This is a genomic window from Enterobacter sp. PI-10 (assembly GCF_027947695.1).
GTDB lineage: Bacteria > Pseudomonadota > Gammaproteobacteria > Enterobacterales > Enterobacteriaceae > Enterobacter > Enterobacter vonholyi.
Genome location: NZ_JAJNOG010000008.1, coordinates 165,769 through 192,742, shown reverse-complemented (window position 1 = coordinate 192,742; position 26,974 = coordinate 165,769). Strand labels below are relative to the sequence as shown.

At 58.0% G+C, this 26,974-nt stretch carries 33 protein-coding genes; 7 read left to right on the top strand and 26 right to left on the bottom strand.

Features of this window, described 5'->3' with window-relative positions:
- The 16 genes from LRM19_RS17290 to LRM19_RS17215 form a co-directional block, all read right to left on the bottom strand.
- Positions 1-619: phage tail protein (locus LRM19_RS17290; protein ID WP_181574033.1), on the bottom strand; the 619-nt coding region annotated here is incomplete at its 3' end.
- Positions 616-1,224 (bottom strand): phage tail protein I, encoded by a 609-nt coding sequence (locus LRM19_RS17285; RefSeq protein ID WP_111964904.1) that lies wholly within the window; start codon positions 1,222-1,224, stop codon positions 616-618. The genes LRM19_RS17290 and LRM19_RS17285, both read right to left, overlap by 4 nt.
- A complete protein-coding gene (locus LRM19_RS17280) occupies positions 1,217-2,125 on the bottom strand; it encodes a baseplate assembly protein (protein WP_271369515.1) in 909 nt (302 codons plus the stop codon). The genes LRM19_RS17285 and LRM19_RS17280 overlap by 8 nt, the downstream gene beginning before the upstream one ends.
- A gap of 5 nt (positions 2,126-2,130) precedes the next feature.
- A complete protein-coding gene (locus tag LRM19_RS17275) occupies positions 2,131-2,481 on the bottom strand; it encodes a GPW/gp25 family protein (RefSeq protein ID WP_023616182.1) in 351 nt (116 codons plus the stop codon).
- Positions 2,478-3,119, bottom strand: coding sequence for a phage baseplate assembly protein V (locus tag LRM19_RS17270; protein WP_111964906.1), 642 nt, complete (start codon positions 3,117-3,119; stop codon positions 2,478-2,480). Before LRM19_RS17270 ends, LRM19_RS17275 begins: the two co-directional genes overlap by 4 nt.
- A 112-nt stretch (positions 3,120-3,231) precedes the next feature.
- The gene (locus tag LRM19_RS17265; RefSeq protein ID WP_271369514.1) at positions 3,232-3,699 is read right to left on the bottom strand and encodes a phage tail protein; all 468 of its coding nucleotides are present in this window, start codon (positions 3,697-3,699) and stop codon (positions 3,232-3,234) included.
- Entirely contained in the window at positions 3,662-3,907 is a 246-nt protein-coding gene (gene lysC / locus LRM19_RS17260) for an Rz1-like lysis system protein LysC (RefSeq protein ID WP_229226321.1), read from the bottom strand. Before lysC ends, LRM19_RS17265 begins: the two co-directional genes overlap by 38 nt.
- Positions 3,795-4,220: an Rz-like lysis system protein LysB gene (gene lysB, locus LRM19_RS17255; RefSeq protein WP_271369513.1), complete on the bottom strand. Its 426-nt coding sequence runs from the start codon at positions 4,218-4,220 to the stop codon at positions 3,795-3,797. Before lysB ends, lysC begins: the two co-directional genes overlap by 113 nt.
- Positions 4,217-4,726: a lysozyme gene (locus LRM19_RS17250; RefSeq protein ID WP_271369512.1), complete on the bottom strand. Its 510-nt coding sequence runs from the start codon at positions 4,724-4,726 to the stop codon at positions 4,217-4,219. The genes lysB and LRM19_RS17250 overlap by 4 nt, the downstream gene beginning before the upstream one ends.
- Positions 4,710-4,931: an HP1 family phage holin gene (locus LRM19_RS17245; RefSeq protein ID WP_023616187.1), complete on the bottom strand. Its 222-nt coding sequence runs from the start codon at positions 4,929-4,931 to the stop codon at positions 4,710-4,712. The genes LRM19_RS17250 and LRM19_RS17245 overlap by 17 nt, the downstream gene beginning before the upstream one ends.
- A complete protein-coding gene (locus tag LRM19_RS17240; protein ID WP_024906438.1) occupies positions 4,922-5,125 on the bottom strand; it encodes a tail protein X in 204 nt (67 codons plus the stop codon). The genes LRM19_RS17245 and LRM19_RS17240 overlap by 10 nt, the downstream gene beginning before the upstream one ends.
- A 178-nt stretch (positions 5,126-5,303) precedes the next feature.
- Positions 5,304-5,744 carry a DinI-like family protein gene (locus tag LRM19_RS17235; RefSeq protein ID WP_271369511.1) on the bottom strand — a complete coding sequence of 147 codons (441 nt, stop codon included), beginning with the start codon at positions 5,742-5,744 and terminating at the stop codon, positions 5,304-5,306.
- 109 nt (positions 5,745-5,853) lie between these two features.
- On the bottom strand, positions 5,854-8,043 hold the full coding sequence (locus LRM19_RS17230; RefSeq protein WP_271369510.1) for a replication endonuclease: 2,190 nt from the start codon (positions 8,041-8,043) through the stop codon (positions 5,854-5,856).
- 1 nt (position 8,044) lies between these two features.
- Positions 8,045-8,266, bottom strand: coding sequence for a TraR/DksA family transcriptional regulator (locus LRM19_RS17225; protein WP_271369509.1), 222 nt, complete (start codon positions 8,264-8,266; stop codon positions 8,045-8,047).
- The gene (locus LRM19_RS17220; RefSeq protein ID WP_271369508.1) at positions 8,266-8,493 is read right to left on the bottom strand and encodes a DUF2732 family protein; all 228 of its coding nucleotides are present in this window, start codon (positions 8,491-8,493) and stop codon (positions 8,266-8,268) included. The genes LRM19_RS17225 and LRM19_RS17220 overlap by 1 nt, the downstream gene beginning before the upstream one ends.
- Positions 8,494-8,561: 68 nt before the next feature.
- A complete protein-coding gene (locus tag LRM19_RS17215) occupies positions 8,562-8,900 on the bottom strand; it encodes a DUF5347 domain-containing protein (protein ID WP_271369507.1) in 339 nt (112 codons plus the stop codon).
- 227 nt (positions 8,901-9,127) lie between these two features.
- On the opposite strand from LRM19_RS17215, the gene LRM19_RS17210 reads away from it, so the two are divergent.
- On the top strand, positions 9,128-9,703 hold the full coding sequence (locus LRM19_RS17210; protein WP_271369506.1) for a phage repressor protein CI: 576 nt from the start codon (positions 9,128-9,130) through the stop codon (positions 9,701-9,703).
- A 282-nt stretch (positions 9,704-9,985) separates the two neighbouring features.
- Complete coding sequence (locus tag LRM19_RS17205) at positions 9,986-11,155, top strand: DNA repair protein (protein ID WP_111964916.1); 1,170 nt, start codon at positions 9,986-9,988, stop codon at positions 11,153-11,155.
- On the opposite strand, the gene LRM19_RS17200 is transcribed toward LRM19_RS17205, so the two are convergent.
- Positions 11,156-11,920, bottom strand: coding sequence for a siderophore-interacting protein (locus LRM19_RS17200; protein WP_271369505.1), 765 nt, complete (start codon positions 11,918-11,920; stop codon positions 11,156-11,158). It abuts the gene before it with no gap.
- A 147-nt stretch (positions 11,921-12,067) separates the two neighbouring features.
- On the opposite strand from LRM19_RS17200, the gene LRM19_RS17195 reads away from it, so the two are divergent.
- A complete protein-coding gene (locus LRM19_RS17195; RefSeq protein ID WP_111964918.1) occupies positions 12,068-12,562 on the top strand; it encodes a PadR family transcriptional regulator in 495 nt (164 codons plus the stop codon).
- Here the strand turns inward: LRM19_RS17195 and LRM19_RS17190 are convergent.
- The gene (locus LRM19_RS17190; RefSeq protein ID WP_136195059.1) at positions 12,559-14,118 is read right to left on the bottom strand and encodes a methyl-accepting chemotaxis protein; all 1,560 of its coding nucleotides are present in this window, start codon (positions 14,116-14,118) and stop codon (positions 12,559-12,561) included. The genes LRM19_RS17195 and LRM19_RS17190 overlap by 4 nt on opposite strands.
- Before the next feature lie 337 nt (positions 14,119-14,455).
- Positions 14,456-15,976 (bottom strand): methyl-accepting chemotaxis protein, encoded by a 1,521-nt coding sequence (locus tag LRM19_RS17185; protein ID WP_271369504.1) that lies wholly within the window; start codon positions 15,974-15,976, stop codon positions 14,456-14,458.
- Positions 15,977-16,412: 436 nt separating this feature from the next.
- On the opposite strand from LRM19_RS17185, the gene ygjG reads away from it, so the two are divergent.
- Positions 16,413-17,792 (top strand): putrescine aminotransferase, encoded by a 1,380-nt coding sequence (gene ygjG / locus LRM19_RS17180; RefSeq protein ID WP_042715413.1) that lies wholly within the window; start codon positions 16,413-16,415, stop codon positions 17,790-17,792.
- Positions 17,793-17,831: 39 nt separating this feature from the next.
- Here ygjG and LRM19_RS17175 read toward each other — a convergent pair whose 3' ends face one another.
- Positions 17,832-18,434: a helix-turn-helix domain-containing protein gene (locus LRM19_RS17175; protein ID WP_271369503.1), complete on the bottom strand. Its 603-nt coding sequence runs from the start codon at positions 18,432-18,434 to the stop codon at positions 17,832-17,834.
- Positions 18,435-18,476: 42 nt separating this feature from the next.
- On the opposite strand from LRM19_RS17175, the gene LRM19_RS17170 reads away from it, so the two are divergent.
- Both LRM19_RS17170 and LRM19_RS17165 read left to right on the top strand, forming a co-directional pair.
- On the top strand, positions 18,477-19,163 hold the full coding sequence (locus tag LRM19_RS17170; protein ID WP_271369502.1) for a B3/B4 domain-containing protein: 687 nt from the start codon (positions 18,477-18,479) through the stop codon (positions 19,161-19,163).
- A 12-nt stretch (positions 19,164-19,175) separates the two neighbouring features.
- The gene (locus tag LRM19_RS17165; protein WP_271369501.1) at positions 19,176-20,024 is read left to right on the top strand and encodes a dihydrodipicolinate synthase family protein; all 849 of its coding nucleotides are present in this window, start codon (positions 19,176-19,178) and stop codon (positions 20,022-20,024) included.
- 54 nt (positions 20,025-20,078) lie between these two features.
- Here LRM19_RS17165 and lsrG read toward each other — a convergent pair whose 3' ends face one another.
- The 6 genes from lsrG to lsrA are packed head-to-tail and all read right to left on the bottom strand — an operon-like array spanning position 20,079 to position 25,764.
- Positions 20,079-20,372: a (4S)-4-hydroxy-5-phosphonooxypentane-2,3-dione isomerase gene (gene lsrG / locus LRM19_RS17160; RefSeq protein WP_111964924.1), complete on the bottom strand. Its 294-nt coding sequence runs from the start codon at positions 20,370-20,372 to the stop codon at positions 20,079-20,081.
- On the bottom strand, positions 20,369-21,256 hold the full coding sequence (gene lsrF / locus LRM19_RS17155; RefSeq protein ID WP_271369500.1) for a 3-hydroxy-5-phosphonooxypentane-2,4-dione thiolase: 888 nt from the start codon (positions 21,254-21,256) through the stop codon (positions 20,369-20,371). Before lsrF ends, lsrG begins: the two co-directional genes overlap by 4 nt.
- A gap of 11 nt (positions 21,257-21,267) precedes the next feature.
- Positions 21,268-22,269, bottom strand: coding sequence for an autoinducer 2 ABC transporter substrate-binding protein LsrB (gene lsrB / locus LRM19_RS17150; protein ID WP_115876313.1), 1,002 nt, complete (start codon positions 22,267-22,269; stop codon positions 21,268-21,270).
- A 1-nt stretch (position 22,270) separates the two neighbouring features.
- On the bottom strand, positions 22,271-23,248 hold the full coding sequence (lsrD, locus tag LRM19_RS17145) for an autoinducer 2 ABC transporter permease LsrD (RefSeq protein WP_271369499.1): 978 nt from the start codon (positions 23,246-23,248) through the stop codon (positions 22,271-22,273).
- Positions 23,249-24,280 carry an autoinducer 2 ABC transporter permease LsrC gene (gene lsrC, locus LRM19_RS17140; protein ID WP_111964928.1) on the bottom strand — a complete coding sequence of 344 codons (1,032 nt, stop codon included), beginning with the start codon at positions 24,278-24,280 and terminating at the stop codon, positions 23,249-23,251. It lies immediately after the preceding gene.
- Positions 24,277-25,764, bottom strand: coding sequence for an autoinducer 2 ABC transporter ATP-binding protein LsrA (lsrA, locus tag LRM19_RS17135; protein ID WP_271369520.1), 1,488 nt, complete (start codon positions 25,762-25,764; stop codon positions 24,277-24,279). Before lsrA ends, lsrC begins: the two co-directional genes overlap by 4 nt.
- 215 nt (positions 25,765-25,979) lie before the next feature.
- Here lsrA and lsrR point away from each other — a divergent pair, with 215 nt between their 5' ends.
- Positions 25,980-26,951, top strand: coding sequence for a transcriptional regulator LsrR (lsrR, locus tag LRM19_RS17130; RefSeq protein ID WP_003862617.1), 972 nt, complete (start codon positions 25,980-25,982; stop codon positions 26,949-26,951).
- The last annotated feature ends 23 nt before the right edge of the window (positions 26,952-26,974 follow it).

Sequence of the window (26,974 nt, the reverse complement as noted above, 5' to 3'; positions counted from 1 at the left end):
CTCCCAAACCAAGGTTTTTGAGAACCTCAGCACTCAACCCCGCATCGGCAATTTCTTTTAACGCATTGGCGATTAAGGGATACTGTTTATGCGGATTATCAGCAGCAATATGCTTTTTCATCTGATCGTCAGCGTAGCCCTTAACCTCAATAACTTTATTGTCAACATACTGGCGCGTTGCCAGCACAACTGATGGATCAATTTTCAGGGAAATTGACGATGTGCTCGACACAATCAGAATCATGCGAATGGTCTGCGTGCGGCCACTTCCTTCCTGCAGCTGAGGCTTGTATGTTTCCGGGCAGTTAGCTACGGCGATCAGAATGCCATCGTCGTCATAGAGACCGATCTCTCGGATCCAGAAACCGCCCTCGTTCTCGGGAATTATCTGTTCAGCGATGATCTGGCTGGTATTATTTGGGTCAACAGCGAGCAGGTTCAGCGGCGCTATGCGTTTTTGGTTGACGAGCTTCGTCTGCGCCGGATCGGGGGTTGGCAACGTTCCGTTGGCGTCGCCTACCGCCATTTGCGTCAGGTTGAGTTGCGTACCAAGTGCCGTCGCGTTAGCTAGCCGCGCCGCGCCCTGATTCGTCAGTATGGCAAAATATTTTGCGGTCATGCGTTCACTCTCAGGTTATCAATCAAATGGATGGCCGAGGCCGGGTAATAATCACCACCGACAATAAGTTCCTCAGTGGTGTAGGGGTAAACAGCCAGCGCATCGCCGTGATAGCATCCTGCGCCAACATAAAACTCTCCCGTCGAGCTCAGGCTGATAGCCAGCCCGGTCATATGTCTACTTGCCGGTTTGGCATCTTCAATGAGCCGTTCAAGCTCCTGATACATTTCGTCAGTGATGCCGTTATCAAGCACACCGACAACCAGACGGAATGTGCCAGGCTCCTCACCGAGCTGCCACCACTCGCGCACCTCAATCAAAAAGCCAAGCGGTTCCACCACGCGACGCAATGCGCTGATGGTTCCTTTGTGCTGATGGACGAAAAATGAGGACATAATGACGCTGCGTTTGGTGCTCTCCGGCCACGCCTCATCCCAACGGTCTACCGACAGCGCCCATGCCAGGTAGGGAAGTAAATTCACCGGGCACGCGCTGGGGTTCCATAACGTGCGTAGCGGTACCGGCACACGCTCAATATTCGAGAGCGCAGCGGCAGCAGCGATTTCCAGCGGTGAGGACCCAACGGGTAATAACCTTTCACTCATCCGAACCCCCGATCGCTATCTGATACGAGGTACAGTTCGATGCCTGCGACTTACTCAGTACAATGTCAGAGTGGGGAGACTCCAGTTCAACGCGCTGCACACCTTCAACGTGAAGTGCTGCATAGATGGCCGACAGACGGATATCGCGTCCAAGGCGATGCTGCGCGCTGATATAATTTTGCAGCTTCTGCTCTGCTGCCTGCCTGATAGGTTCAGACTCTGGTCCGGGATAAACGTAGAGCGTTGCGTTTATCTTGTAAGGCACGATATCTGCTGACTGAACAGTCACACGATCGCCGACCGGGCGGACGGTTTCAGCGTTAAGCGCTTTTTCAACAACCGCCAGTAGTTCAGGACGAGCGGTACCATCACCCTCACGGGATAACACCGAAATCGTCACATACGCAGGCTGAGGGCTTTCAACCGAAACGTCAGCGACCCGTCCGTCGGCGCTTCGACCATGATATTCATAGGCTCCAACCGGCCCCGCGACGCTCAACCCTTCAAATGCCTGCTGCGCACGCAGTCGCAGGTCAGCATCAGACTCCATGACGGCAGCCGTTGGCGGAATGGTAGTGTCATCGCCCGGGGTGATGGTCAGGCGTTCGGTATTATTGTTTCCCGCGATAACGTCCAGATCGTGACCGGAAGAATAGGCCAGCGTCACGGCCAGCGCAGCCTCATTAACGCGCTGGCGCCAGATAACTTCCCGGTAGGCGTTCTCCTGCAGAAGCTTCACAATCGGCTCGGATTCCAGCGTCAGCGTCCGTGCGATCGCCTCTCGCTCCTCTTCCGGATAGAGGGAGACAAAGGTGGCCTTTCGTTCTGCCAACAGCGTTTCATAATCCACCTCCTCCACGACATCAGGCGCGGCGAGCTGGCTCAGATCAACAATAGCCATAGCGTTTAACTCAGTGAAATGGTGATAGAAAAGGATTGTCCGGAGGTCGGACGCGTGCCGGTGATATCGACATACAACGTCCCGTCGTTCTCCGAACGTTCGAAAGTGATGGCCGTCAGGCTTATCCGCGGCTCCCATTTCTGGATGGCGGAATAACAGGCGGCCATGATCTGCAGGCGCAGCGCCGGGCTCTGCGGCCTGTCTATCATCGCCGCCAGCAGCGAGCCGTAATCCCGGCGCATGACCCGCGAGCCAATCGGCGTAACCAGAATGTCGCGCACGCTCTGCCGGATGTGGTCAGCCTCTGAAAGGCTTAGCCCGGTCTGCCTGTTCATTCCCCTGTAACGCACCGTCATTGTGTCCCCTTAGTCCAGCTTCCGCCGCTTTGCACGCTGCCGTGCGCGTGGTTGTCCACCTGCACTCCGTTGGAGGTCAATTTACCGCCGGAGTGCTCAATATTTCCGCTCATCACCCCGCCCTTCTGCACTTCCAGCGAGGCGGTAATTAACTTGTTGGTACACACCACTTCAGGCGTATCCAGCGTGATGCGGGACGTTGAGATCACCCGCACCTCCGGCACGGTGGCAGTCAGCGATTCAGAAGCGGAAATGTCGGCCGTTTTAATACCTGACACCGTCAGCGCCCCGCGTCCGGGTTCGTACTCGATCACCGCGCCGTCAGGAAACGAGACGTGGAACGCGTCAGGCGACCCGGACGGCGCCGGATGGTCGTCAGAGAAAATGCCGGGCAGCACAAAGGCAGTATCCAGCTCACCGCCGATGGCCAGCAGCAGCACCTGCTCTCCCTCGGAAGGGGCCCACCACACGCGCGAACGTCCCGCACGGCAGGTTAGCCAGTTCAGCCAGGTGGTTTTCATCCCGCCGGTCTGGACACGGCAAAGCCCTCTGTTGAGGTCAACGTCGGTCACAACACCGATACGAATCAGATTGCGGATCGCGCGAGCGATACCGTGCATGGAAGTTAATGTATTCATGAGAAGAGAATGCCGTTCAGGAGGAACGGCAGCAACGAGACGGGGTTTTCTGCGGGATGATACAACAAGCGGTCCAGACGGCAGGCGGCTGGCGGCCTTCAGCGTGGGGAGCTTAGTCCTCCCACTGGCTGACCAGCTCACCGTTGATGTACAACGCCTTCGGACGCGTGACGCGCTCCGGCAGCGGCGGCTCCGGGGAATAGGTCGCGTGCAGAACGCCCTGTTCCTCGGAAACAAGAATGCGCTCGGTTAATTGCATGCTGATGCTGATATCCATCGTAGCGTCATCGTTTAAGACGATCGCGAAGGTATATCCGTTTTTGCGTCCGTCATCGAGGGTAAAAATGTCCGGCTGGTTTTCCCGCAGCCAGGCCAGCACCGGGACAAAAAAGCCCTCGCTGTCGCCGGTGAAACCGTTGACCTTCGCGTTCAGCGCATACCGTTTTTCAAAGGAGAGCGAGGAGGCCTGGCGGGCGTCTATATTGCCGCTGCCGACCGACATTTGCAGGCGCTCCGGGTTGGCATTCAGTTGGGGGATCGCGTCAATTAATGCCTGACGCAGGCTCTTGAGTTTGTGCATCGAGTTTATCCTGACAGTCTTTAATGGTTTCAACCTGCAGCGCGCAGGCGATAAGGGCGTACTCAAGCCTGCGAATATCGGCGCTGAGATCGCCGTTAGTGGCGGGTTCGCTTCCCGGCATCGGGCAGCGGCTCACCTTCGGGCAGGCGTTGTAAACAATGGGCTGCGGAGGCGCAGGCGGTGCGGGTGTGCAACCTGCGGACAGCATCAGGCAGCTGAGCGGTATACCAGCGGCGTAACGCTTCATTTTCATTGAGTAATCTCCCGATAGTCGCTTCCCGTCTTGCCCTCTCCTCGCCCGCAGCGACAAGCTCCTCACGGAGCCTGACCTGGGCGTTTTCATTTGCTCTGGCCATCCGCTGTGCCAGGAAAAGCTGTTGATTAAGCTCGGCGAGAGCGTTTTTTTGCTCGCTGTCAACCCAGTTCGCGGTGGCTAAGGAACGGGAAAGGTTCAGGTTGTCATGACGAAGCCACAGCGTGATGGCCAGCAGCCCGGCCAGCGCCAGCATGAGCGTTCTCATGGCAGCCCGTTCATGCACCAGGCCATCTCGCGGACACGGCGGTTTTCCAGACCGGTATTTTTGACGCCGTTGACGTACACCCAGCGGGTAAGCTGTTCGCACGCCTGCGACCACTGTTTACGCTTAATAAAAGACACCAGAGCCGAACGGCAGGCGGCGCCTGCGCCAACATTAAAGGTAAAACTCACCAGCGCGTCGTAGACCCGCGGCGGCATCTCCACCGGCGCGCACGTCGCCAGCCGTCGCTCAACGTTGAGTACATCAGCAACCAGATTTACAGCGGCCTCACGCTCGGTAATGTCCCGCGTCGGCACAACGTTTGCCGTGTGGCCAATGCCTGACGTCCAGACCCCAGCGCTGCACCGGTAGGGCGAGAGGCGACAACCTTCGAGATCGGCAATCAGCGCCAGCCCCCCAGGGGACGTTTTCAGTAATCGAAAATCGGGCATCAGCACCGCCAGGGCCAGCACGCCGGCGACGCTACAACGCTTAATGATTGAGTTCACGAATGCTCTTCTTATCGAGGCCCAGCGACTGGAGATAGCGCCAGGTTTTTCGCTTAAACCAGTAGTTCGTCAGCGCGGTAAAAATGGCGCAAACACTCCCCACGTACAGCGCGACCTTTTCAGGAGACATCGCCCCGAACCAGGCCAGCGCCACGGCCAGCCAGTAGGCGATAAACGTGGTGATTTTCTCCAGGCTCAGTCCCATAGATTTACGGATTCTTTGGTGGGGGCGCTATTTACCTCCGGCATCTCTACCGGCGTGCCGTGAGGCAAGATAACGCCTGACTCCGCGAGGCCAGGATTGGCCTTCAGAACGGCTTCTACGACGCCAGCCGTGCGCCCATAATAACGGGCGCAAACGGCATCAAGCGTGTCCCCCTGCATTGCATAGATCTTCATCAGACGCTCCTAACATCCGGTTACCAGGTACCGTAGAGTTTCCCGGGCTGGCGGCCTTTTCGCTATCGCTGATGGATGGACAATCACGGACACAACAGACCGTCCACAAGCAGCGAAGCGTGGGTCAACGAAAGCGTAAAATCTGAATGAGGGCGTGCGTTCGGGTAATGACGCATGGTTAGCGCCAGCTCTCGTCTTCCCAGACTTCCCGGAGAATATTATCCAGCATCTCGCGATCGGCCTCTCCTTCAAGCCCCTGGAGCTCTACTCCCGTCATCGTTCCTATTTTCACGGTCACTCGCGATGACGGGAACAGGGACCTTATTCGGCGGGTCAGTTCGTTCTGGAAGGCCTCGACGACGCCATGGCCAATCAGTTGGTCTTTATCGAGCGTAATGTTCACCCGAACATTACCCTCTTTTTTGATTCGTTCCGGAACAGGCGATGCTGAGAAAACAACGGTAAATGCGTTGTTTTTGATTAAATTTCCCCGCGCAATCTCAGCAATCAAATTCAGGGCAATCTCACGATCTCTTTCCTGACATGTTCCTTCTGTCGTCAGTCGAGCAATCATCTCGACACGTTCAATCATGACCTGCTCGTTCAACTCTCTGTCCACACAACCTCCACCACGAGATACTGTATAAACATACAGTAGCACGTATTCATAAAAAGAGTGAAGCGAAAAATCAGAACTACTCACGGTATGTGCATGATATCGATGGAGATTAGCGTGCTCTCAGAGCGAACAGATCTGATAAATGCCCAATACGTTCAAGGATTTTCCGCGCCTTGTGCTGATAAGAACGCGCTGCCGGAAAGAGCGTTCCGTCAGCTGCGCCTCTGCACCATTTGTCGTTAAAGCGGCTAACGCCGCCCGCCATAAGATGCAGGGCCTCTGCGCGGCTGATGGCGATTCCGGTGGCGAGCCAAACCTCATCAATCACTTTCTCCGGGACCCCGTTCTGCGGATCCCGCTCGTAGACAAAGGGCGCCGCTGCGCCGGGTCGTATGTGCCTGATGCGCTCGGTTAATGCCCGTCTCGCACGCCGGTTAAGGGGTTGAGAGAGATCGCTCAGCGTACAGTTATTGACAGAACTCCGAGAAGGCGCAGTTACATTCTCAGGCTCCTGGGCCCGCTTCGGCACAATTTTCCACTGCGTCAGGCGGGTTAAAACCGGGCTGCCCGCGCCGACGGCGGAATCGTACACGCCGCGGATGCGGACCGTTTCTTCGCCGTACTGGTTAAACCCGGTACCCGGCTCATAAAGCGTGCGCACCTGTAAATCATCGCGACGCACAAACGGACCGCCCTGTGCAGTGACGTAACCCGCCCAGTCACCGGCGTCGGCAGCCTCATGGACTGCAGCAAACTCGACGCTCAGACCGCGCGCGGCCTCAGCGTCTGCCAGTCGGCGCAGCTCGCGGTAGACCGTTACCGGCGCGCCGCCGATGAACTGAAACTGGCGAATGTGCCAGCGCCCCGCCCAGGCCGATACAGAGGACGCCGTCTCCTTCAGCAGCCCGCCGCTTTCGTTATCGGTCTCACCATCGAGCGCATAGCCGTCGATATTCTTTGAGATGTATTTGGCGATATAGCCGGTAGCGCTGCCTTTCTGCGGATCGATCGCGTCCGCGTGAAAGCGCGCCTGTCTGGCGCTTTCGCTCTGCAGCTCAGCGGCATCCTCCTGCCGCGCGTAGTCCCCGATAATCCGGCGAACGCATTCGACATCTTCCGGCAGCATAAACATCAGCATGTGCCAGTGGGGCGTACCGTCATGATGGGGTTCCGCAACGCGGATACCGAAAATACGGATCCCATCACGGTGGAGCTTTGCGCGGATGCGCGCCCACAGCCGGGTGAGGTAGCCTTGCGTCTCCGCCGGACTGGCCCCGTTCCACTTCGCGTTGGGGTAACCTGATTTCAGCGTCGCGTGATACTGCGCGGGCGCGGTTAAGGTATAGAACTCGCCCACGTAGCCCAGCGCCTCACAGATATTTTCAAACCCGCGAATGCGGGTCATCAGTTCACAGCGGCGTATCGCCGGGTTGGCCACCGAGCTATCGAATTTTTCAATCAGGCTGATGCGGTTGCCCTCTTCATCTTCCAGCTCCACGCCCTTGAGAAATTCGCGGGTGCGGCGCTTCTGTTCGCGCCACTCGGTCACGCAGCGTTTGCTCGCATACGCCGTTCTCTTTTTGCTGACGTTGCCAAGGGCAATCTGCAAATGCTCGCGCCAGGCAGCCGCGATCCGACGTAAACGCCCGCGCCACCACGCCTCGGAAAACATCCGCATCACCGCGGCGGCAACATCGTCTTTGTTGAAAAATGTCTTCGACACCCGCTCCCAGTGGGGAGGCGACACGTTGAACTGTCGGGCGATCAGTCCGGCGCGCTGATACCAGACGTACAGCGTCTGGTATTCGCCCATTTCAGCATCGTTAATATTCGCCAGCTCGCCGCGAATAAAGCTGGCGACATCTGCGGCCAGCAGGTCGATGTCCGCGCGGGACATATCCGGAATGCGGTTATAGCGGGCAACCAGTTCAACCATCCGCGAGGCGAGGTATTGCAAAAGCTGAGTGTCGAAATGGCCGTCGAACACGGCCCTGGAGACTTCCTCGTGCAGTCCTGTGCAGGCATAGCGATCGGAGACCCGCCGCAGGCGAGGTAACATCCTTTTGCAGAAGCGGATCAAAAAGGCGTTAGCCTGGGGATTGCCCCGATGCTGTTCGAGGGCGTCAACGGCGCGCCAGACCTCAAAACGCACGCAGTCAGGCTGCTGTGAGAGAACCATTCTTGCCTGCTGCAGCGCCGCGAAGAAGCGATCGCGACGCTGCTGCTGGGCATGGGTAAGATAAGGGCTGGCAATTGCCGACCGCGGTGCATTCCACGGATAAGCGAATGACGTAGCCAACTCACCCTCCCCGGACGTGTTTATTTTTCATCTCCGCGATCTCCTGACAGGTGACGCACAGGGCTACGCCAGGCACCGCTATTCGGCGCGCCTCCGGTATCGGCGCCTCGCAGTCCTCGCAGAGGAAACGCGAAGGCGATGCGGGTCGTCTGCGGGCGCAATTAATGTATCGCTCTCTGTCTTCCTGCTCGCGCGCTTGGGCAAGATCGATAAAATCGGCCATCAGTGCAGCTCCTGGGATTCACGCTCGTAGCGAGCCGCCTCGTGGCACAGCAGTTCGGCAACGTCTTCTCCGCTCATGCCGGTTTTGTAGATCTGGCTTGCCAGCGCTTCCAGACGCAGGGAGACCGCAAGGGCGCGCGCGCATCGTTCCTCTGTTTTTGCCTCTGCCAGCAGGCGTTTCAGTTCTTCACTTCCGATTGGATAAGGGCGGTTTTCACTGTGTCGCATCACGCGTTTTCCTTAATTTCAGGCAACAGAGTGCCCGGCGGGTTTACGCCATTCGTTTTTTGGTTGGGTTACAACGGCATGGTCAGCCGTTCAGGAAATAAACTCACAACAGCGCGAAAGTGATTCATCGCGGTAATTAGCGCTCTTTTCTCCTCTGTGGTCAGCTCGCTGATATCGCACTCATGACGGGTGACGGGTAATCTCGCCAGGAAAAAGAGAGCGGCCAGCGCCCTGCTGTTCTCCTCAAAAAAGGGATCGCGCTTATCGCGCATGTCAGCCATAAACCGCGCCAGCTCTTTCCCGCTATCGCTCCCGTAGCGGGCGCGCAGTTCAGCGATGTGGTTAAGCCCGCTAAGACGCGCCCCCACGCTTAGTGGAACCCTTGCACGGGCAGCTTCTATCGCCATATCTCCCCTCGCATAAATATATGCACGCTAATGCGTTCAAAACGGGCAGAGCACGGCTTTTTCCGCCGTTTGAGGATTGCGATTTCGGAAGCCATGCTGCATGATTCCCATTTTGATAATGCCTGCAATCATTAGCCTCAGTTTGCCAACGTCTGCCGCTGATTGCCCGAATTTGCAATGATACTAATACCCAAATGAGCATTAGTAAACACCCAAAGGAATATATTTTGATATTAGATTCTCAAGTGAATAATGAAGAATTGCTCGATAGAATCTGTCAGGTATATGGTTTTACGCAGAAAATCCAGCTGGCCCGACACTTTAATATCGCCGCCAGCTCGCTTCAGAACCGCTACGCGCGCGGTACCATCTCTTACGACTTTGCGGTTCAGTGTGCGCTGGACACTGGCGCCAGCCTCCGCTGGCTGATGACCGGCCAGGGTGCGCAGTTTGCAGGAAACCCCGCCCCGGGCGATCCCGTTTCGGTTTCGACATTCACACTCAGTGACGGGAGGCTGGAAGAAAATTCCATTTTGAGTATCGACTCTGCTTTCTTTAGCAAACCGCTGGCACGCGGAATCGCCGTCCGCACGGAGGGGAAGCTGCACTTTATCGAAAAAGAGGCGTCGTTAACCGACGGCCTGTGGCTGGTTGAGATTGAAGGCACCGCGAGCATCCGCGACCTGACGCTGCTGCCGGGGAAAAAACTTCACGTGGCGGGCGGCAAGGTTCCGTTTGAATGCGGCATCGACGAGATAAAAACAGTGGGTCGCGTGGTGGGAATTTATAGCGAGGTTAGCTGAGGCCGGGTCGGTTGCATTCGCCACCAAAGATGAGGCGCTTGCTTTCGGGTAGGACACGGTAAAACCCGTGGCAGGGGAAAAAGAGGATCGATGCACATTAACAGGGCTGGTGAACGTGTGGTATTACGCTTTATTGGGTTTACCCCATAGTGAGAGCAACATCCATCAGCTAATTAAAGAAATCCCCCATCGCGCCGATCATCATCCGTGTGTATTATTTCCTGTAGCTTTTACAACAACTAACCTTAACTCAAATACTTAAGCGCCAAAGCGAAAGGCATCATGAGCACACCGATCAAACGGCTAGAAATCATTAAAAATGCCATTGAGCTGGAAGATGACGACATCATCCAGAGCCAGCTGACACGCCTGAAAAATGAAGCGTTTGACGATGAGCTACAGGCAATCGTCGTGGCGCTTGAGGGAAAAAACTACACCGAGGCTATGGCGGCCATTACCGCCTGGCTGCAGGGCCAGCGCGCCGTGACCCAGTGGCGCGATCCGCAGGTGGCGGCCAGCAAGCTCGAGCTGAAGGCGCTGGAAGAGCGCCTGCGCGATCTGATTGACCGCCGCAACGCCCGCGTGCAGCAGCTTGATGAATTCAACGATCTCTATTTCTCCCGCCTCGGGCCGTTGATGCAGCAGATCCTCGCCCTGCGTAAAACGCTGGCCGAGCTTAACCTGCGTCGTCAGCAAGCGGAAGCGCGTCGTCGCGAGGAAGATTATCGTCGCTGCCAGCGCTATATGGCGCAGGCGGTAGAAGTACTGGCGACGCTTACCCAGCGCTGGCGCGATCTCCCGGCTGACTCCGTGCAGGCAGCCGAGGCGCGTAAACATCTGGAGCAGCAAAGTAATCTCATCGCCAACCTGCTGGCCGAAGCGCTGGAGCTGGAGAGCGGCTTAACGCGTGAAGAAGAGCCTGCGCGTCAGGCTCGCGACGAGGCCAACGAAGAGTACGAGAAGTATCGCGAACAGCATCACGATGCCGAAGTGCGGCTGCGTAAAGGAAAGCATCTTTCGGAAGAAGATCAGAACGAACTCAAGCGTCTCTGGCGGCAGGCGAGCAAGCTCTGCCACCCGGATCTGGTGGCGGACGATCTGAAAGAAGAAGCCAACAACATGATGGTGCAGCTTAACCAGGCGAAGCAGCGCGGCGATGTGAAAGCCATTCGCTCGCTGGTGGCCCGCCTGCAACAGGGCTTCGAGCCATTGATGGCCAGCGACAGGCTGAACGATCTGGAACGTATCCGCAAAAAAATGGCGCAGGTCCGCGAGCAGATCGACATTTTAGTGAATGAGCTGGCGGAGCTGGAGAAAGAGGAGTCCTGGCTTCTGGTCTCGTCGCTGAGCAATATGGAAGCGTACTTCGCTCAGCAGGAGAAAGCGCTGCACGAGGTCCGCGCCTCGCTCGAACATCAGGTGAGCGAAGCGCAGCTGGATTCCGCCGCGTGACTATTTGGCGTGCCAGTATGCGCTGGCACGCACCAGCTGAGGGTCAATCACGTCGGCTTCAAACTGACGGCTCAGCCTTTTCACCACCTTCCCTTCCCCGGTCAGCCAGATAAAGTAATCGTCCCCCGGAACGGTCAGCGCAGCCAGATGATCTGCGACTGCCTGCTCGCTGTGGCCCACCACCCAGGTGATGTTGAACTCGCTCAGGTGCGCCAGATAGTCCTTATAGGATTCATCCCCAACCGTCACGACCGCGTGAACGTCCGGGCGAACCGGCAGTTGCGCAATGCTTTCTAAGCGTCGACGCAGCGCGGGCATGCCGGACTCATCGCACACGTACAGCTGCCAGGCGTAATCCTCCGGCACCACCAGCGAGCCGCGCGGGCCGCCGATGGTCAGCTTGTCTCCCGCTTTCGCCTCAATCGCCCAGCTGCTGGCAATACCGCCGTCATGAATGAAGAAATCGAGAACCAGCTCATGATTTGCCTCGTCGTAGAGCGGCGTATAGTCGCGCGCCTGCGGACGCACGCCGTCGCCCCAGTCGATGCCTTCTTCGGTAACCACCGGCGGCACGAACGTCGCCCCGGGTGCCGGGAAAAAGACTTTGGTATGGTCGTCGAAACCGCGGGAGCTAAAGCCCTCCAGCGCCTCGCCGCCTAAAACAATGCGCTGGAAACCCGAGCTGGCGCGCTCAACGCGGAGCACCGTCAGCTCGCGAAAACGCAGGTCATTACGAACGCGCTGTGGGTAACGGGTAGTTGCCATTTTTAGCCCCTTCTCTGGTGAATACGATATATCTAAATCAATTTTCAAATGATAATGATTACTAATAAGTAAAAATGCAAGATCTTTTAGATTGCATCTGAATATATCTTAGATATAGTTTAGATATATCAAAATGAAGGGCATACTATGCGACACGAACATGAGGGCGGCGGGCGGCGGCCGCGCTTTTTCGGCCACGGCGATCTGCGGCTGGTGATTCTGGATATCCTGACCCGCAACGCGAGCCACGGCTACGAGCTGATCAAAGAGATTGAGAACCTGACCCAAGGGAATTACACCCCGAGCCCAGGGGTCATCTATCCAACCCTGGATTATCTTCAGGATCAGACGTTTATCACCATTACGGAAGAAGAGAACGGTCGCAAGAAGATTGCGATTACCGCTGAAGGACAACGCTGGCTGGACGAAAACCGGGAACAGCTGGAACAGATCCAGGTGCGTATCAAAGCGCGTTCTGTCGGTTTTCAGCTACGCAAAAACCCGCAGATGAAGCGGGCGCTGGATAACTTCAAAGCGGTGTTAGACCTGAAGGTGAATCAGGGAGAGCTCAGCGACGCGCAGCTCAAGCAGATTATCGGCGTAATCGACCGCGCGGCGCTGGAGATCTCCCAGCTGGATTAAGCCGGTGCGTGCTCGCTCACGCGGAAGACGCGTACCAGCTCTTTCAGGTGCATCGCCTGTTCATTAAGCGATGCTGCCGCCGCGACGGACTCCTCCACCAGCGCGGAGTTCTGCTGGGTGGTGGCATCAATCAGGCCAATCGCGCTGTTAATCTGCGAGATACCTTCCGTCTGCTCGTGGCTAGCCTGGCGGATTTCCCTCAGAATCACGTCCATCTCTTCTACGTTGCCGACCATCCCGTTGATCAACGCACTCGCTTTTTCAACCAGGTTCATCCCGTCCTGGGTCTGGCTGGTAGAGCTCTCAATCAGCTCGCGGATTTCGCTGGCAGACGACGCGCTCTTCTGGGCAAGCTGACGCACTTCACCGGCGACCACCGCAAAACCGCGACCGTGCTCGCCGGCGCGCGCCGCTTCCACCGCCGCGTTCAGCGCCAGAATGTTGGTCTGGAACGCAATGGCGTCGATCAGGTCGATAATGTCGGACATCCGGTTGGACGTCTCGTTAATCAGGCGCATTTTGCTGGTCACCTGCTTCATCATCTCACCGTTGTTTTTGACCACCGTGGCGGCATCAGCCGAGAGGTTGGTCGCTTCCCCGGTATGCGAGGCGGTATTTTTCACCGTCGCGGTGATCTGCTCCATCGAGGCGGCGGTCTGTTCAACGGAGCTGGCCTGCTCTTCCGTGCGCGCAGCCAGATCCTGATTCCCGGCGACAATCTGCGCGGCTGCGCTGGAGATATTCTCCGAGCCGGTTTGCACCTGCTGCACGATGTCCAGCAGTCGCGTTTTCATCTCCATCAGCGCGTGCAGCAGCAGACCCGTTTCGTCTTTACCGTGTGGCGTGATGCTGCCCGTGAGATCGCCCTCAGAAATGGCTTTTGCAAAATGCACCGCCTCGCCGAGCGGACGAGTGATAGCGCGCACGATAAACCAGCCGATCAGGCTGCCTGCCCCGACGCTAAAGAGCGTGAGCAGGATCAACAGCAGGCGGTTAGACCGGAAATCCCCTTCCACCTGCGCGCCAGCGCTCTGCATCTCGCTGTTTTGAATGGTAATCAGCTCCTTCACCTTCGCTTTATAAGCCTGCTGCACGGCGAGGGTGGTGGTCATCATCTCCTGAATAGCGCCCGCACGATTGTTGTTCTGCACCGCCTGCAAAATGCGGTAGCGCGAGTCCAGATACTGCTGGCGCACGCTGCGGATCTCCGCCAGCACCTGCTGAGACTTTTGATCCTGCAAAGCGGTGTTCAGCTCTCCCAGGATCACCGTGATATGCTCGCTGATCTCTTTCAGGCGCTGCTGAGATTGCCCAGTGTAGGTGCCCTGCTCGTCCAGCAGCATCAGCTGTTGAGTGCTAATAAATTCCTGGAAGTTATCAATTAACTGGTTCGCTTTTACCGTGGTCGGATAATCACTGGTAATAATGGATTGCATCCCGTTATTAGCCCGGTTCAGACTCAGCAGAGACAGGCTCGCGCTGATCGCCATCAGGACAATAAAGAACCCAAACGCCAGAAATAATTTCGTGCCGATCTTTACGTCATGTAAGAACATATTTTCTCCATCGATGTGATTATTTCTCAGACGATCGCTGTTATCGGTAACGATTTCGCTAACTTTATGAGTTTGATCGTTTTTTTATTTCATAACCCACGCAATGGATAGGTAGAGGCTATTAATATTGCCCCATTGATCGTTACCAGACCACCAGAGAGGTATTTTTCAAAATAGCCTTCTGGATAATTGACTTAGGCAGGGATAAATAACTGAGGTAATTTCTTTAGTTATTTAATATTAGATTAACAATAAAATACATTAATAGTCACAAGCAGAAAATAAAAAGCCGTTTATTACTTACGAAATAAACGGCTTTTTTTGGAACATTACTGGCTCAATGAAGCACAGTCACCGCATCCTTGAGACGTCCGGCGCGGTGCTTCACCATGGCAGAAATGTGTGCGCTCTCCTCGACCAGGTCGGCGTTTTTCTGCGTAATGCTGTCGAGTTCAGCCACCGCGCGGGTCAGCTCAGAGAGTCCGGTTGCCTGCTCGGAGGTCGCGTGGCTGATCTGGGCGATAAGCTGCGTCACGTTTTTCACCTGCACAACAATATCATCCATCGTACGGCCTGCGGCATGCACCTGCTCAGAGCCGGACTGCACCTTGCTGGCGCTGGCATCAATGAGTTTACGAATATCATTCGCGGCACTGGCGCTGCGGCTGGCGAGATGGCGGACTTCGCCCGCGACCACGGCAAAACCTTTGCCCTGCTCGCCTGCCCTAGCCGCTTCAACCGCCGCGTTCAGCGCCAGAATATTGGTCTGGAAAGCGATGTCGTTAATCAGGGAGGTAATTGAGCCAATTCGCTGCGTGCTGTCGGCAATATCATCCATCGTTTTAACGACGGTCTGCATCGCATTGCCTCCTTTTGTCGCCGCGCTGCTCGCGGCCACGGAGAGTTTGTCCACCTCGGCGGCGGTTTCGGAGTTACTCTGAACGGACACGGCCATCTGGTTCATTGTCGCGACGGTCTGCTGCACGTTCGCCACGGTCTGACGGGTCCGATCGTTCAAATCTTCATTTCCCTGCGCCAGCCTGTCGCTGCCGTCACGGACGCTAACCACCTGGCTCGACACGTCATTAATCAACCAGCGGCACATCAGGCCAAGCTGCCCTACCGCGCGCAGCGTCAGCCCCAGCTCGTCGCTGCGGTTCAGATGCTGCACGCTGTTGCGCTCACCGGTTGCGACCTTCAGCGCCTGTCGCGCCACATTCTCTACCGGGCGGACAATCTGTTGCTCAAAGAGCAGCGTCCCCAGCAGCATCACCACCGCAGCAGCAACGAGCGGCATCCACCCGGCGGAGGTCGCCGCCAGGGTGGAGGCGAGTAGGGCAAAGAGCACCGCCATCACGATGCGCACGCGCCAGCGCAGCGGCATGGCAGGCAGTTTGCCCAGCCAGCCTTTTCCAACCACCAGCCCCTTGTGCACACGTTTCTTACAGCTCCCGTCGTTGAGCGCCCGGTAGAGCGGTTCCACGGTGGCAATTTCTTCCGCCGTGGCTTTGGTGCGAATGGACATATAGCCCGTGACCTGCCCGTGGCGCACCATCGGCACTGCGTTAGCACGCACCCAGTAGTGATCGCCGTTTTTGCGCCGGTTTTTGACAATCCCACTCCACGGTTCGCCCTGCTGCAGCGTGTACCACATATCGGCAAACGCGGCTTTTGGCATGTCGGGGTGGCGTACCAGGTTGTGCGGCTGGCCCGTCAGCTCATCAAGCTGGTAGCCGCTCACCTGCACAAAAGTGTCGTTGGCGTGCGTGATGTAGCTGTGGACGTCTGTGGTAGACATTAAGGTGGTGTCATCGTCCAGAGGATATTCATTCTGGGTGACATAGGTTGGAGAGGACATCGTGGGCATCCCTTGCAGGTTATTTGAATGTTAATTTTGTGGGTCAATGTTTTTTCGGCGGTAAACAATTTATCTTTAGTTGTTAAACTTGATGAAGATCGCAGATTTCACTTAAACCATACTTTTTGTACTATTTTATAATTCATTGATTTAAAATACTTTCGCAAAGAAATTACCTATAAAGCATGACCAGTTAACGCCCACTTAAGTTGCACCGAATGCACTTCTTTAGTGCAGTTGCGCTTTTTCGCCCCCAATTATCCTTATCTGTCCTGTACCGCTAAATCCCGTTTCGGTTGCTTCGGCATGATTAAATATTGTGCAACATTATTTTAACCTGGCGTTTATCCCGATTTTCGTTAAGGCATCTGAAGTGGCGTAATCCCTGCAATACTTAAACCAGTATCATGTGATACGCGATCCCCGGGAGCACATTTTGAACAGGTTACCTTCCAGCGCCTCGGCTCTTGCCTGTACCGCGCACGCACTGAATCTCATTGAGAAGCGAACGCTTGATCATGAGGAGATGAAACAACTTAACCGAGAGGTCATCGATTACTTTAAAGAACACGTCAATCCAGGGTTTCTGGAGTATCGCAAATCTGTTACCGCCGGCGGGGATTACGGAGCCGTAGAGTGGCAAGCGGGGAGTCTTAACACGCTTGTCGACACCCAGGGACAGGAGTTTATCGATTGCCTTGGTGGTTTTGGTATCTTCAACGTGGGGCACCGTAATCCAGTTGTGGTTTCCGCCGTACAGAATCAACTTGCGAAACAACCTCTCCATAGCCAGGAACTGCTCGACCCGCTTCGCGCCATGCTCGCGAAAACGCTGGCGGCCTTAACGCCCGGCAAACTGAAATACAGCTTCTTTAGCAACAGCGGCACAGAATCGGTCGAAGCGGCGATAAAGCTCGCCAAAGCGTACCAGTCGCCGCGCGGGAAATTCACCTTTATCGCCACCAGCGGCGCGTTCCACGGTAAATCCCTGGGCGCACTGTCCGCTACCGCCAAATCCACCTTCCGCAAACCGTTTATGCCGCTGCTGCCGGGCTTCCGCCACGTGCCGTTCGGCGACATTAACGCCATGCGCACCGTGCTGAGTGAATGCCGTAAAACCGGCGATGACGTGGCGGCGGTGATCCTGGAGCCGATTCAGGGTGAAGGCGGCGTGATCCTCCCTCCGCAGGGCTATCTGCCTGCCGTGCGTCAGCTGTGCGATGAGTTTGGCGCGCTGCTGATCCTCGACGAAGTCCAGACCGGGATGGGGCGCACCGGCAAGATGTTTGCCTGCGAGCACGAGAACGTGCAGCCGGACATACTGTGTCTGGCGAAGGCGCTTGGCGGCGGCGTGATGCCGATTGGCGCGACGGTTGCTACGGAAGAGGTGTTCTCGGTGCTGTTCGACAACCCGTTCCTGCATACAACCACCTTTGGCGGTAACCCGCTGGCCTGCGCAGCGGCGCTGGCGACCATCAACGTGCTGCTGGAACAAAACCTTCCCGCGCAGGCGGAGCAGAAAGGCGACATGCTGCTGGACGGCTTCCGCCAGCTGGGCCGGGAATACCCTGACCTTGTACAGGAGGCGCGCGGCAAAGGGATGCTGATGGCGATTGAGTTCGTTGATAACGAAATCGGCTACAGCTTCGCGAGCGAGATGTTCCGCCAGCGGGTGCTGGTGGCCGGAACGCTCAACAACTCGAAGACTATCCGCATTGAACCGCCGCTGACGCTGACGATTGAGCAGTGCGAGCAGGTGCTGAAAGCGGCGCGTAAAGCGCTGGCAGCGCTGCGGGTGAGCGTGGAAGAGGCGTAAAAAATCACCGGGCCTACAGGCGTTTGTAGGCCCGGTTTTTTAGCGGTGAAATTCCGCCACCGTCATGGTGAAGCGAAGCACGGTATCGCCCTCATTGGCGTAGCCGTGCGCCGCTTCCGTTTTCGCCACAGCCGATGCGCCAGCGTTAACCTGGGTTACCGTCTCATCCACCGTCAGCGTTAAAACGCCTTCGTTCACGTGCAACAGCTCAAAGGTTCCCGCCGGGTGCCCCGGAGAGGTAAAACGCTCCCCCGGCTGCATCTCCCATTGCCATAACTCAATCATATCCGGGCCTGCCGTTCCCGCCAGCAGTCTGGCGCGTCCACCCTGTTCGCCCTGCCACAGCACCGGAATAGTCTCTTCTTCGATAACATGCACCAGCGGCTCGCTGGAGACGTTAACGATATCCGCCACTGAGATACCGAGCGCGGCAGCCACTTTGCACAAGATGGCGATACTGGGGTTGGCTGCGCTCTTTTCGATCTCTACCAGCATGCCTTTACTGACGCTTGCGCGGCGGGACAGCTCGTCCAGAGATAGCTTTTTCTCTTTGCGCCAGTTGCGTATGCGGTTCGCGACGGCCAGGCTTACCTGGGCAACATCGGCCCCGTGCGCAGTCATTATATTGACTTTATCAGTCATTGGTCACTACCATGGTATAAAACAGTCAATACAGGATTATTTATGTCTCTCGTTACGCCGTCAATAGACTCACGTCTTGCCGGGATTGCCCCAGGCTTTCGGGTGCTGAGCATTCTGGTTGAAGCTGCGCCAATTACCCACCCGGAGGTGGCGGCTGCCGCGCTGGCGCAGGCCTGCCAGCAGATGATTAATGATGATGTGCCCTGGGCTGATGCACACCTTTCAGGCTGGGATGACGTGTTTAAAGCCTTCGGCGCGAAACCGAAACGCACGCCCTGCTCGGCATCCGCCCTGCGTAAGCGGGTCCTGAAAGATGGCTCACTGCCGCCGCTGGATCCGGTGGTGGATATCTATAACGCGGTGAGTATTCGCTACGCCATTCCGGTCGGCGGAGAAAATGTCGCGGCTTATTCGGGCACGCCGCGTCTGACCCTTGCCGACGGCAGCGAGCCATTTGATACCTTCAAAGAGGGACAACCGGTGGTGGAACATCCGGAACCGGGCGAGGTTATCTGGCGCGACGATACTGGCGTTACCTGCCGCCGCTGGAACTGGCGCCAGGGGATACGGACGCGCCTTGATAGCCAGGCGCAATCCATGTGGTTTATTCTTGAAAGCCTGCCGTCGATGCCGCTTGCGGCGCTGGAAGAGGCAGGAGATGAGCTGGTCAACAACCTGCAGCGGCTGATGCCGGGGGCCACGGCTCAGGTTCAGATGCTGACGCTGTAAGAGGACAACACGATGTTTTACGGGTTAAGCGCTTTTCCGTTAACGCCCCTGAAAGAGGGGACGTTTGACGAGCAATCCTTCATCAATCTTCTGCGCCCCGTGGTCGACGCTGGCGTGGATTCTCTGGGCATTCTCGGCTCAACGGGAAGCTATGCCTATCTGACTGTAGAAGAGCGCGGTCGGATCGCACGCTGCGCGGTGGCGCATGCTGATGATATTCCGGTCATCGTCAGCATTGGCGCACACCGGCTGGACGATATACTGCGTCTGGCTGACGACGCGCAGGCGGCAGGTGTCTCCGGCGTGCTGATGGCCCCCGTGTCCTACCAGCGATTAACGGAAGACGAAGTGTTTAATCTCTATGAAACGGTGACCCGCCAGCTCTCCATACCGTTGTGCATTTACGATAATCCGGCCACCACCGGGTTTGCGTTTAGCGATGAATTGTTATTTTCCGTCGCGGCCCTGCCGAATGTGGGATCCATTAAGCTTGGTCGCGTGCCGGAAGACCTGTCGCAGGTACGCGCCCGTCTTCCTGAGACAGTCACGCTGGGCATCGCCGGCGACTGGCGAGCGGCCTCTGCCCTGCAGGCCGGGTTTGACGTCTGGTACTCGGTGCTCGGCGGATTGTTCCCGCAAACAGCGCTGGCGATTGCCCGTTCGAAAGAGACTGCCCAATCCGAGCGATTAGAGCCACTGTGGGAATTGTTCCGTCACTACGGCAGCTTACGGGTTATCGCGGCGGCGGCAGAGATGATGGGAAAAGTGGCTGCACCTGCGTTGCCGTTCCCGTTGCAGGCGGTTCAGGGTGAGCCGCGTGAAGCGCTCGCGAGATTACTTGCCCATCTGGAGCTGGTTTGAAAAATGCCGGGTGGCGCTGCGCTTACCCGGCCTACAACACTTTTATAACGCCTGTTACTCCGGCAACAACCCAACAAAGCTGCGCTTTTTACGCGGCTCCGACATCAGCTCCTCAAGCTTCTCCACGCACGCCAGATAGTGCGGGGTTTGCTTGTGAGCCAGCACCGCCTCTTCGTCTTTATAGGCTTCGTAGATAAAGAACCGGGTTTTTACCCTCGGGTCCTGCAATACGTCAAAACGCAGGTTCCCCGGCTCTTGGATTGCGCCCTCGTGGTTGGCGCGAAACACTTCCAGAAACTCGTCTACCCGCTCGGGCTTAATGTTGATTTCCACCAGCGTCACGTTCATTTTGCTTCTCCCTGTTTCTTTTCCTGCCAGAACTGGAACGCATCGCGGGCATTCCAGCTCTCGTGAACCACTTTTTTCACCGCCTTCAGCATGGCGAGCGGCGCGCTGGACTGGAAGATGTTGCGCCCCATGTCCACGCCGGATGCCCCCTGGTCGATCGCGCGCCAGCACATCTCCAGCGCCTCGTGCTCAGGAAGCTTTTTGCCCCCGGCGATGACGATCGGCACCGGGCAGCTGGCGGTCACTTTTTCAAAACCCTCATCCACGTAGTAGGTTTTGACGAACTGCGCCCCCATTTCGGCGGCGATGCGGCTTGCCAGCGAGAAATAGCGCGCGTCGCGCGCCATCTCTTTCCCCACGCCCGTTACCGCCAGCGTCGGCATGCCGTAGCGCGCCCCTGCATCGACAAGCTTGATGATGTTGTTGATCGACTGATGCTCAAACTCGCTGCCGATGTACACCTGCGCCGCCACCGCGCAGACGTTCAGGCGCAACGCGTCTTCCATCGCCACCGCCACGCACTCGTTGGAGAGTTCGCCCAGAATCGAGTTACCGCCGGAGGCGCGCAGAACCACCGGTTTGTTCGTCGCGGCGGGTACCTGGCTCCTGAGGATGCCGCGGGTGCACATCAGCACGTCGGTTTCACCAAACAGCGGCGCGATAGAGAGGTCGATACGCTCAAGGCCGGTAGTCGGCCCCTGAAAGTAGCCGTGGTCAAAGGCCAGCATCACCGTACGGTTGCTCTGCGGATTGAAGATGCGCGCCAGCCGCGACTGCATGCCCCAGTCCAGCGAGCCGCAGCCCTTCAGGGTGAACGGCACATTTTGCTGCGGCGTGCCGATGCCAAAATCCTTGCCGTCTTTGATGTCGTCTAAATCAGCCATTTGCTCCCCCGTCAGAAATCGTATTTGCTGATGTTCTCTTTGGTGAACACCACGCGTTCCGGCAGCAGCACGATGCCGTTGCCCTTCGCCTCATACTGGTAGCCCTGCACGCTGTTCGGCTCGACCTTCAGCGCCCCGATGTTTTTCACGTCCACGCTGTCGCCGACGTTAAGATCGCCTTTTTTCAGCAAACGATCGGCGACATTGACCGCAATTTTGCCCTGTTGCACCACGTCCCACAGGCCGAAGGCCTTCACCGTGCCGCGCTCAACGTACGGGCGCATCACGTTCGGCGTGCTAAACCCGACAATCGCCACCCCTTCCCGCTTCAGGTTTTCCGCCGCCTGCGCCGCCGCCGGCAGCGCGTTGGCGTCCGGGGCGATAATCGCATCCAGATCCGGGTAGGCTTTTAAGATCCCTTCGGCGGTTTGCAACGATTTTGTGGCGTCGTTATAGCCAAACTGGGTCGTTACGATCTGCCACTGGGGATGATCTTTCTCGATTTTGGCCTTCGCCTCTTTCACCCACTGGTTCTGGTCGGTGACGGTGGGGCTTGAGTAGAAGAACGCCACTTTGGCATTCGGTTTGGTGACCTGCTTGCCCGCCATCTCCACCAGCAGGCCGCCCAGCTGTTCCGGCGTCCCCTGGTTGATGTAGATGCTGCGGCACTCCGGCCTGGTGTCGGAATCCCAGGTCAGGACCTTGACGCCGCGCTGCATCGCGCGCTTAAGCGCCGGACACAGCCCGTCCGGCGACACGGCGGAGACAATAATGGCGTTATAGCCCTGGTTGACGAAGTTATTGATGAGCTGCACCTGGCCGGAGACGCTCGGCTCGGTCGGGCCGTCGTAGGTCACGTCCACGCCAAGATCTTTCCCCGCCTCTTTCGCGCCGTTGCCGCCGCTGGTGAAGAAGCCCACGCCCACCAGCTTCGGGATAAAGGCAATGCGGTCCGCCGCCTGCGCCGAAGCGAAGCTGAGGGCCATTGCCAGGACGAGCAGTTTTGTTTTCATCTTACGCTCCGGATAGTTTTCTAAAGAGAGATCGCACCCATTCGAGGTGCAGACTCAGCGAACGTCCCATCACCACCACAACCAGCAGCGCCCCTGACAGCGCGCTCGACACCTGGTTGGGGATACCGACCATCTGTAAACCCTGCTGCAGATAGCCCACCAGCAGCGCCGCCAGCGCCGTACCGACAACCGAACCTGAACCGCCGTAGATATTGGCTCCGCCGAGCACGGCGGCGGTGAGCGCGGGCATCAGTAAATCGCGCCCAAGATCCGAACGCGCGGAGCCGAAATAGGAGACCATGACCAGCGCGGCAATCGCGGAGGCAACGCCCACCAGGCCGTACAGCGCGTAGGGCATGCCGTTCACCGACAGCGCCGCATAGCGTGCCGCACGCGGATTTTGGCCAATCAGGAACAGATGACGGCCAAAGCGCCCGCGGTGGGTAATGAGCCAGAAGAAGACGGTGATTACCGCGAACAAGACCAATGGGATCGGCAGGCCCAACACCGTGAGGTTAGCGAAGGCGGTAAAGCTGTCCGGGAAGCCGCCGATGCCCTCGTAGCCCGTGGCCCCCGCCATGCCGGAGAGCAGCAGCGCGCCGCCGCCGTAGAGGTAGAGCGTGCCGAGGGTGATAACTAAAGGGCTGATGCCGGTGTAGTGGATCAGCGCCGCATTCATCAGCCCGCACAGCAGGCCGAGCAGCAGCGTCAGCGGAACGGCGGCCGCCATCGGCCACCCCCCCTGCATCATCACCCCCAGCGCGATGGCGCACAGGCCAATGGTCGAGCCGAGGGAGATGTCGATCCCGCCGCTGACGATCACCAGCGTCAGCGGCAGCGCCACAATGCCGATGCAGATGAAGTCGCTGGTGCTGAACAGCAGCATGTTGATATCGAGCATGCGCGGGTTGATGGCGCCAAAGAGCAGGATCTCCAGCACCAGCAAAATCAGCAGCGCGCTTTCCCAGTTAAGCCTCATTTACGCCACCTCTTTTTTACGTTTGGGAAAGGGGGTGACGTGCTTTCCCCCTCTGTTACCCGGCTGGAAGCGACCGTACTTCAGCGCCCGCTGATGCCGCGCCAGCGCCTGGCGCAGACGCCCGTCGAGCACCAGCACGCCCAGCAGCACCAGCCCGGCGATAAAGTCGTTCCACCACGCCGGGAGCCTGAACAGCACCAGCACGGTGTCGATTTGCGTCAGGAAGAACGCACCGAGCAGCGCGCCAATCAGCGTCCCCGTGCCGCCCAACAGCGAAATGCCACCCAGTACGCAGGCGGCGATGGCCTTCATCTCCAGCCCGCTGCCGGTCTGGTTGGGCACAAAGCCAATCTGCGCGGCAAAGACGATCCCGGCGCAGGCCGCCAGCATGCCGTTGAGGGTGAAGGCGATCATACGGGTGCGGTTCACCGCCACGCCCAGCTGGCGCGCGGCGGCAAGGTTATCCCCCACCGCGTAGAAATCACGCCCGAACGCGGTGCGCGACAGCGTCCACGCGCCTGTGGCCGCGATGGTCAACACCACCATGCCAAGGGGCGACACGCCGACGGCGGCAGGCTCAGAGAGGGATTTCAACCCCGGCGGCAGCCCTTCAATCCACTTTCCTCCCGTCCAGAGCAGCATCGCCCCGCGGTACAGCCCCAGCGTGCCGAGGGTCGCGACAATCGCCGGAATGCGCAGCCCCACCACCAGAAAACCGTTGAACGCCCCGGCCAGCGCCCCGATCGACAGTGCGAAGAGAATGGAAACGGGCAGGCTGTAGCCGCCGTTCAGCGCCACGCCGACGGCGATGGCGGACAACCCGACCGTTGAACCGACGGACACGTCGATATTGCGGGTCAGCATTACCAGCGCCGCGCCGATGGCCAGCAGGATCAGGATCTGTGAGCTGGCGAAGATCATCCCCAGCGTCTGCAGGCTGAAGTAAGAGGGATTCAGCGCCACCAGCACGGCGAACAGCGCCAGAATGGCGAGAAACGCGCTCAGCTCGCGGTTTTTCAGTAAGGTCTTCATGATTGCCCTCCGAACGCCAGCGCCATCATGCGATCGAGGCTGACGGCGTGGCGCGGCAGTTCGCCGCTGAGCACGCCCTGGTGCATCACCAGCACGCGGTCCGCGAGGCCCGGAAACTCATCGAGATCGCTTGAGATCATCAGCACCGCCACGTTCTGCGCCGCCACGCTTTTGATAAGCTGGTAGATATCGGCGCGCGCCGAGACGTCCACGCCGCGCGTCGGCTCGTCGACGATCAGCAATAACGGGTTGGCCTCCAGACAGCGTGCAAGCAGCACCTTCTGCTGGTTGCCGCCGGAGAGCGTGCGCACGGTTTGATCCGCATGGTTGAGCTTGATCCCCAGCGCCCGGTGGTAGCGCTCCACCACCGCGGACTCTCTTTTCCGCTGCTGCCAGAGCGACGGCTCGTTCAGCGCCACGGTGTTCCAGCGGATCGGCGCGTCGAGGAACAGGCCGGATACCTGCCTGTCTTCCGGCAGGTAAACCAGGCCTTTTTCCAGCCGCAAACGCACCGGCTCGTTGGCGATCTCCTGGTTCTCCAGCCAGATGCGTCCCCCGCGTACCGGCCGCAGGCCGTAGAGGGTTTCGGCAAACTCGGTGCGCCCGGAACCCACCAGCCCGGCCAGGCCGACGATCTCCCCGGCGTAGATCTCAAGGCTCAGATCGATAAACCCTTCTCCGGTCAGGTCCTCTACCCGCAGCACCGGAAAATCCTGCGGCTGGGTGCGGCGGTTGCCCGGCAGCGCCAGCCACAGCTTTTGCGTATCGCTCAGGGATTTCTCGCGGCTCACCGGCGTCATGGCGGCGATCAGGGCGCTATCGTCAAACTGCGCGGTTTCGCCGCTCAGCACCACCGCGCCGTCGCGCATCACCGAGACGTGGCTCGAAAGCACGCGAATTTCCGGCAGCTTATGGGAGATAAAGACGATCCCGACGCCGAGTGCCTGCAGGGCGCGGATCTGACGAAACAGCCGTTCGGTTTCGCCCGGCGTGAGGGAGGCCGTGGGCTCGTCGAGGATCAGGATCCTGGCGTTGCGCATTAATCCGCGCAGGATCTCCACCATCTGCTGATCCGCCACCTCCAGGGTGCTGGCGGCGGCGTCGAGGTTGAGCTGGCACTGCAGCTGCTCAAGTTTCTCCGCCAGCCTTTTTTCCAGATCGCGTTCGCGCGGCAGGCGGAACAGGATGTTTTCCCGCACCGTAAGGTTGGGGAACAGCAGCGACTCCTGCGGCACCAGGTAAATGCCGAGCCTGTGCGCCTGCACGGGCGTCAGCCGCGCATATAACTGCCCCTCGACGGAAAGTTCACCGCTGTCCGGCGTCTCGACCCCGGCGATGATCTTCATCAGCGTCGATTTTCCCGCGCCGTTTCCGCCCATCAGCGCGTGCACCTGACCCGCAAGCAGCGTGAAATCAATGCCTTTCAGAACCGGCACGCCTGAGAACTGCTTGCTGATATTCCGCGCGTCGAGAAGTGGTGTCATCATCGCTCCGCTATTGAACAAATGATTTTTAGATTTAATAATGTTCAAAAGCGTAGACGGTGAACTATATTTACAACCGTGCAGGGATCACAGTTTTATCGATTGAGATTCAGATAAACCAGAAACGATCGAAATGATCCGTTTTGTCGCGTGGCTCACACTTTCCCTCTGCGTCATCACGAACATATGATCTAAATTTTTATAAGAGTTCAACTATGAGCGATAAACGCACTGCGGAAGAAGGACGGTTTGCCGGGCTGGCGCTGGCGGAAGAGGAGCTGGTGGCGCGCGTGGCCTGGTGCTACTACCACGACGGGCTGACCCAGAACGATATCGGCGAGCGGCTCGGGCTGCCGCGTTTGAAGATTTCTCGCCTGCTGGAAAAAGGCCGTCAGTCCGGGGTGATCCGCGTGCAGATTAACTCCCGCTACGAGGGATGCCTGGCGCTGGAAACCGAGCTACAGCAGCGCTTTGGCCTGAAGCTGGTGCGCGTGATGCCCGCCCTGAATACGCCGCCGATGAACGTGCGGTTAGGCATTGGCGCGGCGCAGTCGCTGATGGGCGTGCTGGAACCCGGCCAGCTGCTGGCGGTGGGGTTCGGTGAAACCACCATGAGCAGCCTGCAGCACCTGAGCGGCTTTATCAGCTCGCAGCAGATCCGCCTCGTGACGCTCTCCGGCGGCGTCGGGCCATATATGACCGGTATTGGACAGCTGGACGCCGCCTGCAGCGTCAGCATGATCCCCGCCCCGCTTCGCGTGTCTTCCGCCGAAGTGGCCGGGATCTTAAAACGTGAAACCAGCGTGCGGGACGTGATCCTCGCCGCCACCGCCGCCGATGTCGCGGTGGTTGGCATTGGTTCGGTCAACCAGCGCCGCGACGCTACGATACTGCGATCCGGCTATATCAGCGAAGGTGAACAGCTGATGTATGCCCGCAAAGGCGCGGTCGGCGACATTCTCGGCTATTTCCTCAATGCCGAAGGTGAATGCGTTGAGGAGCTGGAGATCCATAAAGAATTACTCGGCGTCTCGCTTGATGAGCTGGCGCAGCTGCCCACCATCGTTGGCGTAGCCGGAGGGGAAGAGAAAGCCGATGCGATTTATGCCGCACTGAAGGGTCGCCGTATCAATGGCCTGGTGACGGAGGAGACGACAGCCCGCGCGGTGCTGGCTCTGGCCAAATGAGAGCCCGCCCTGCGCTAACAGCG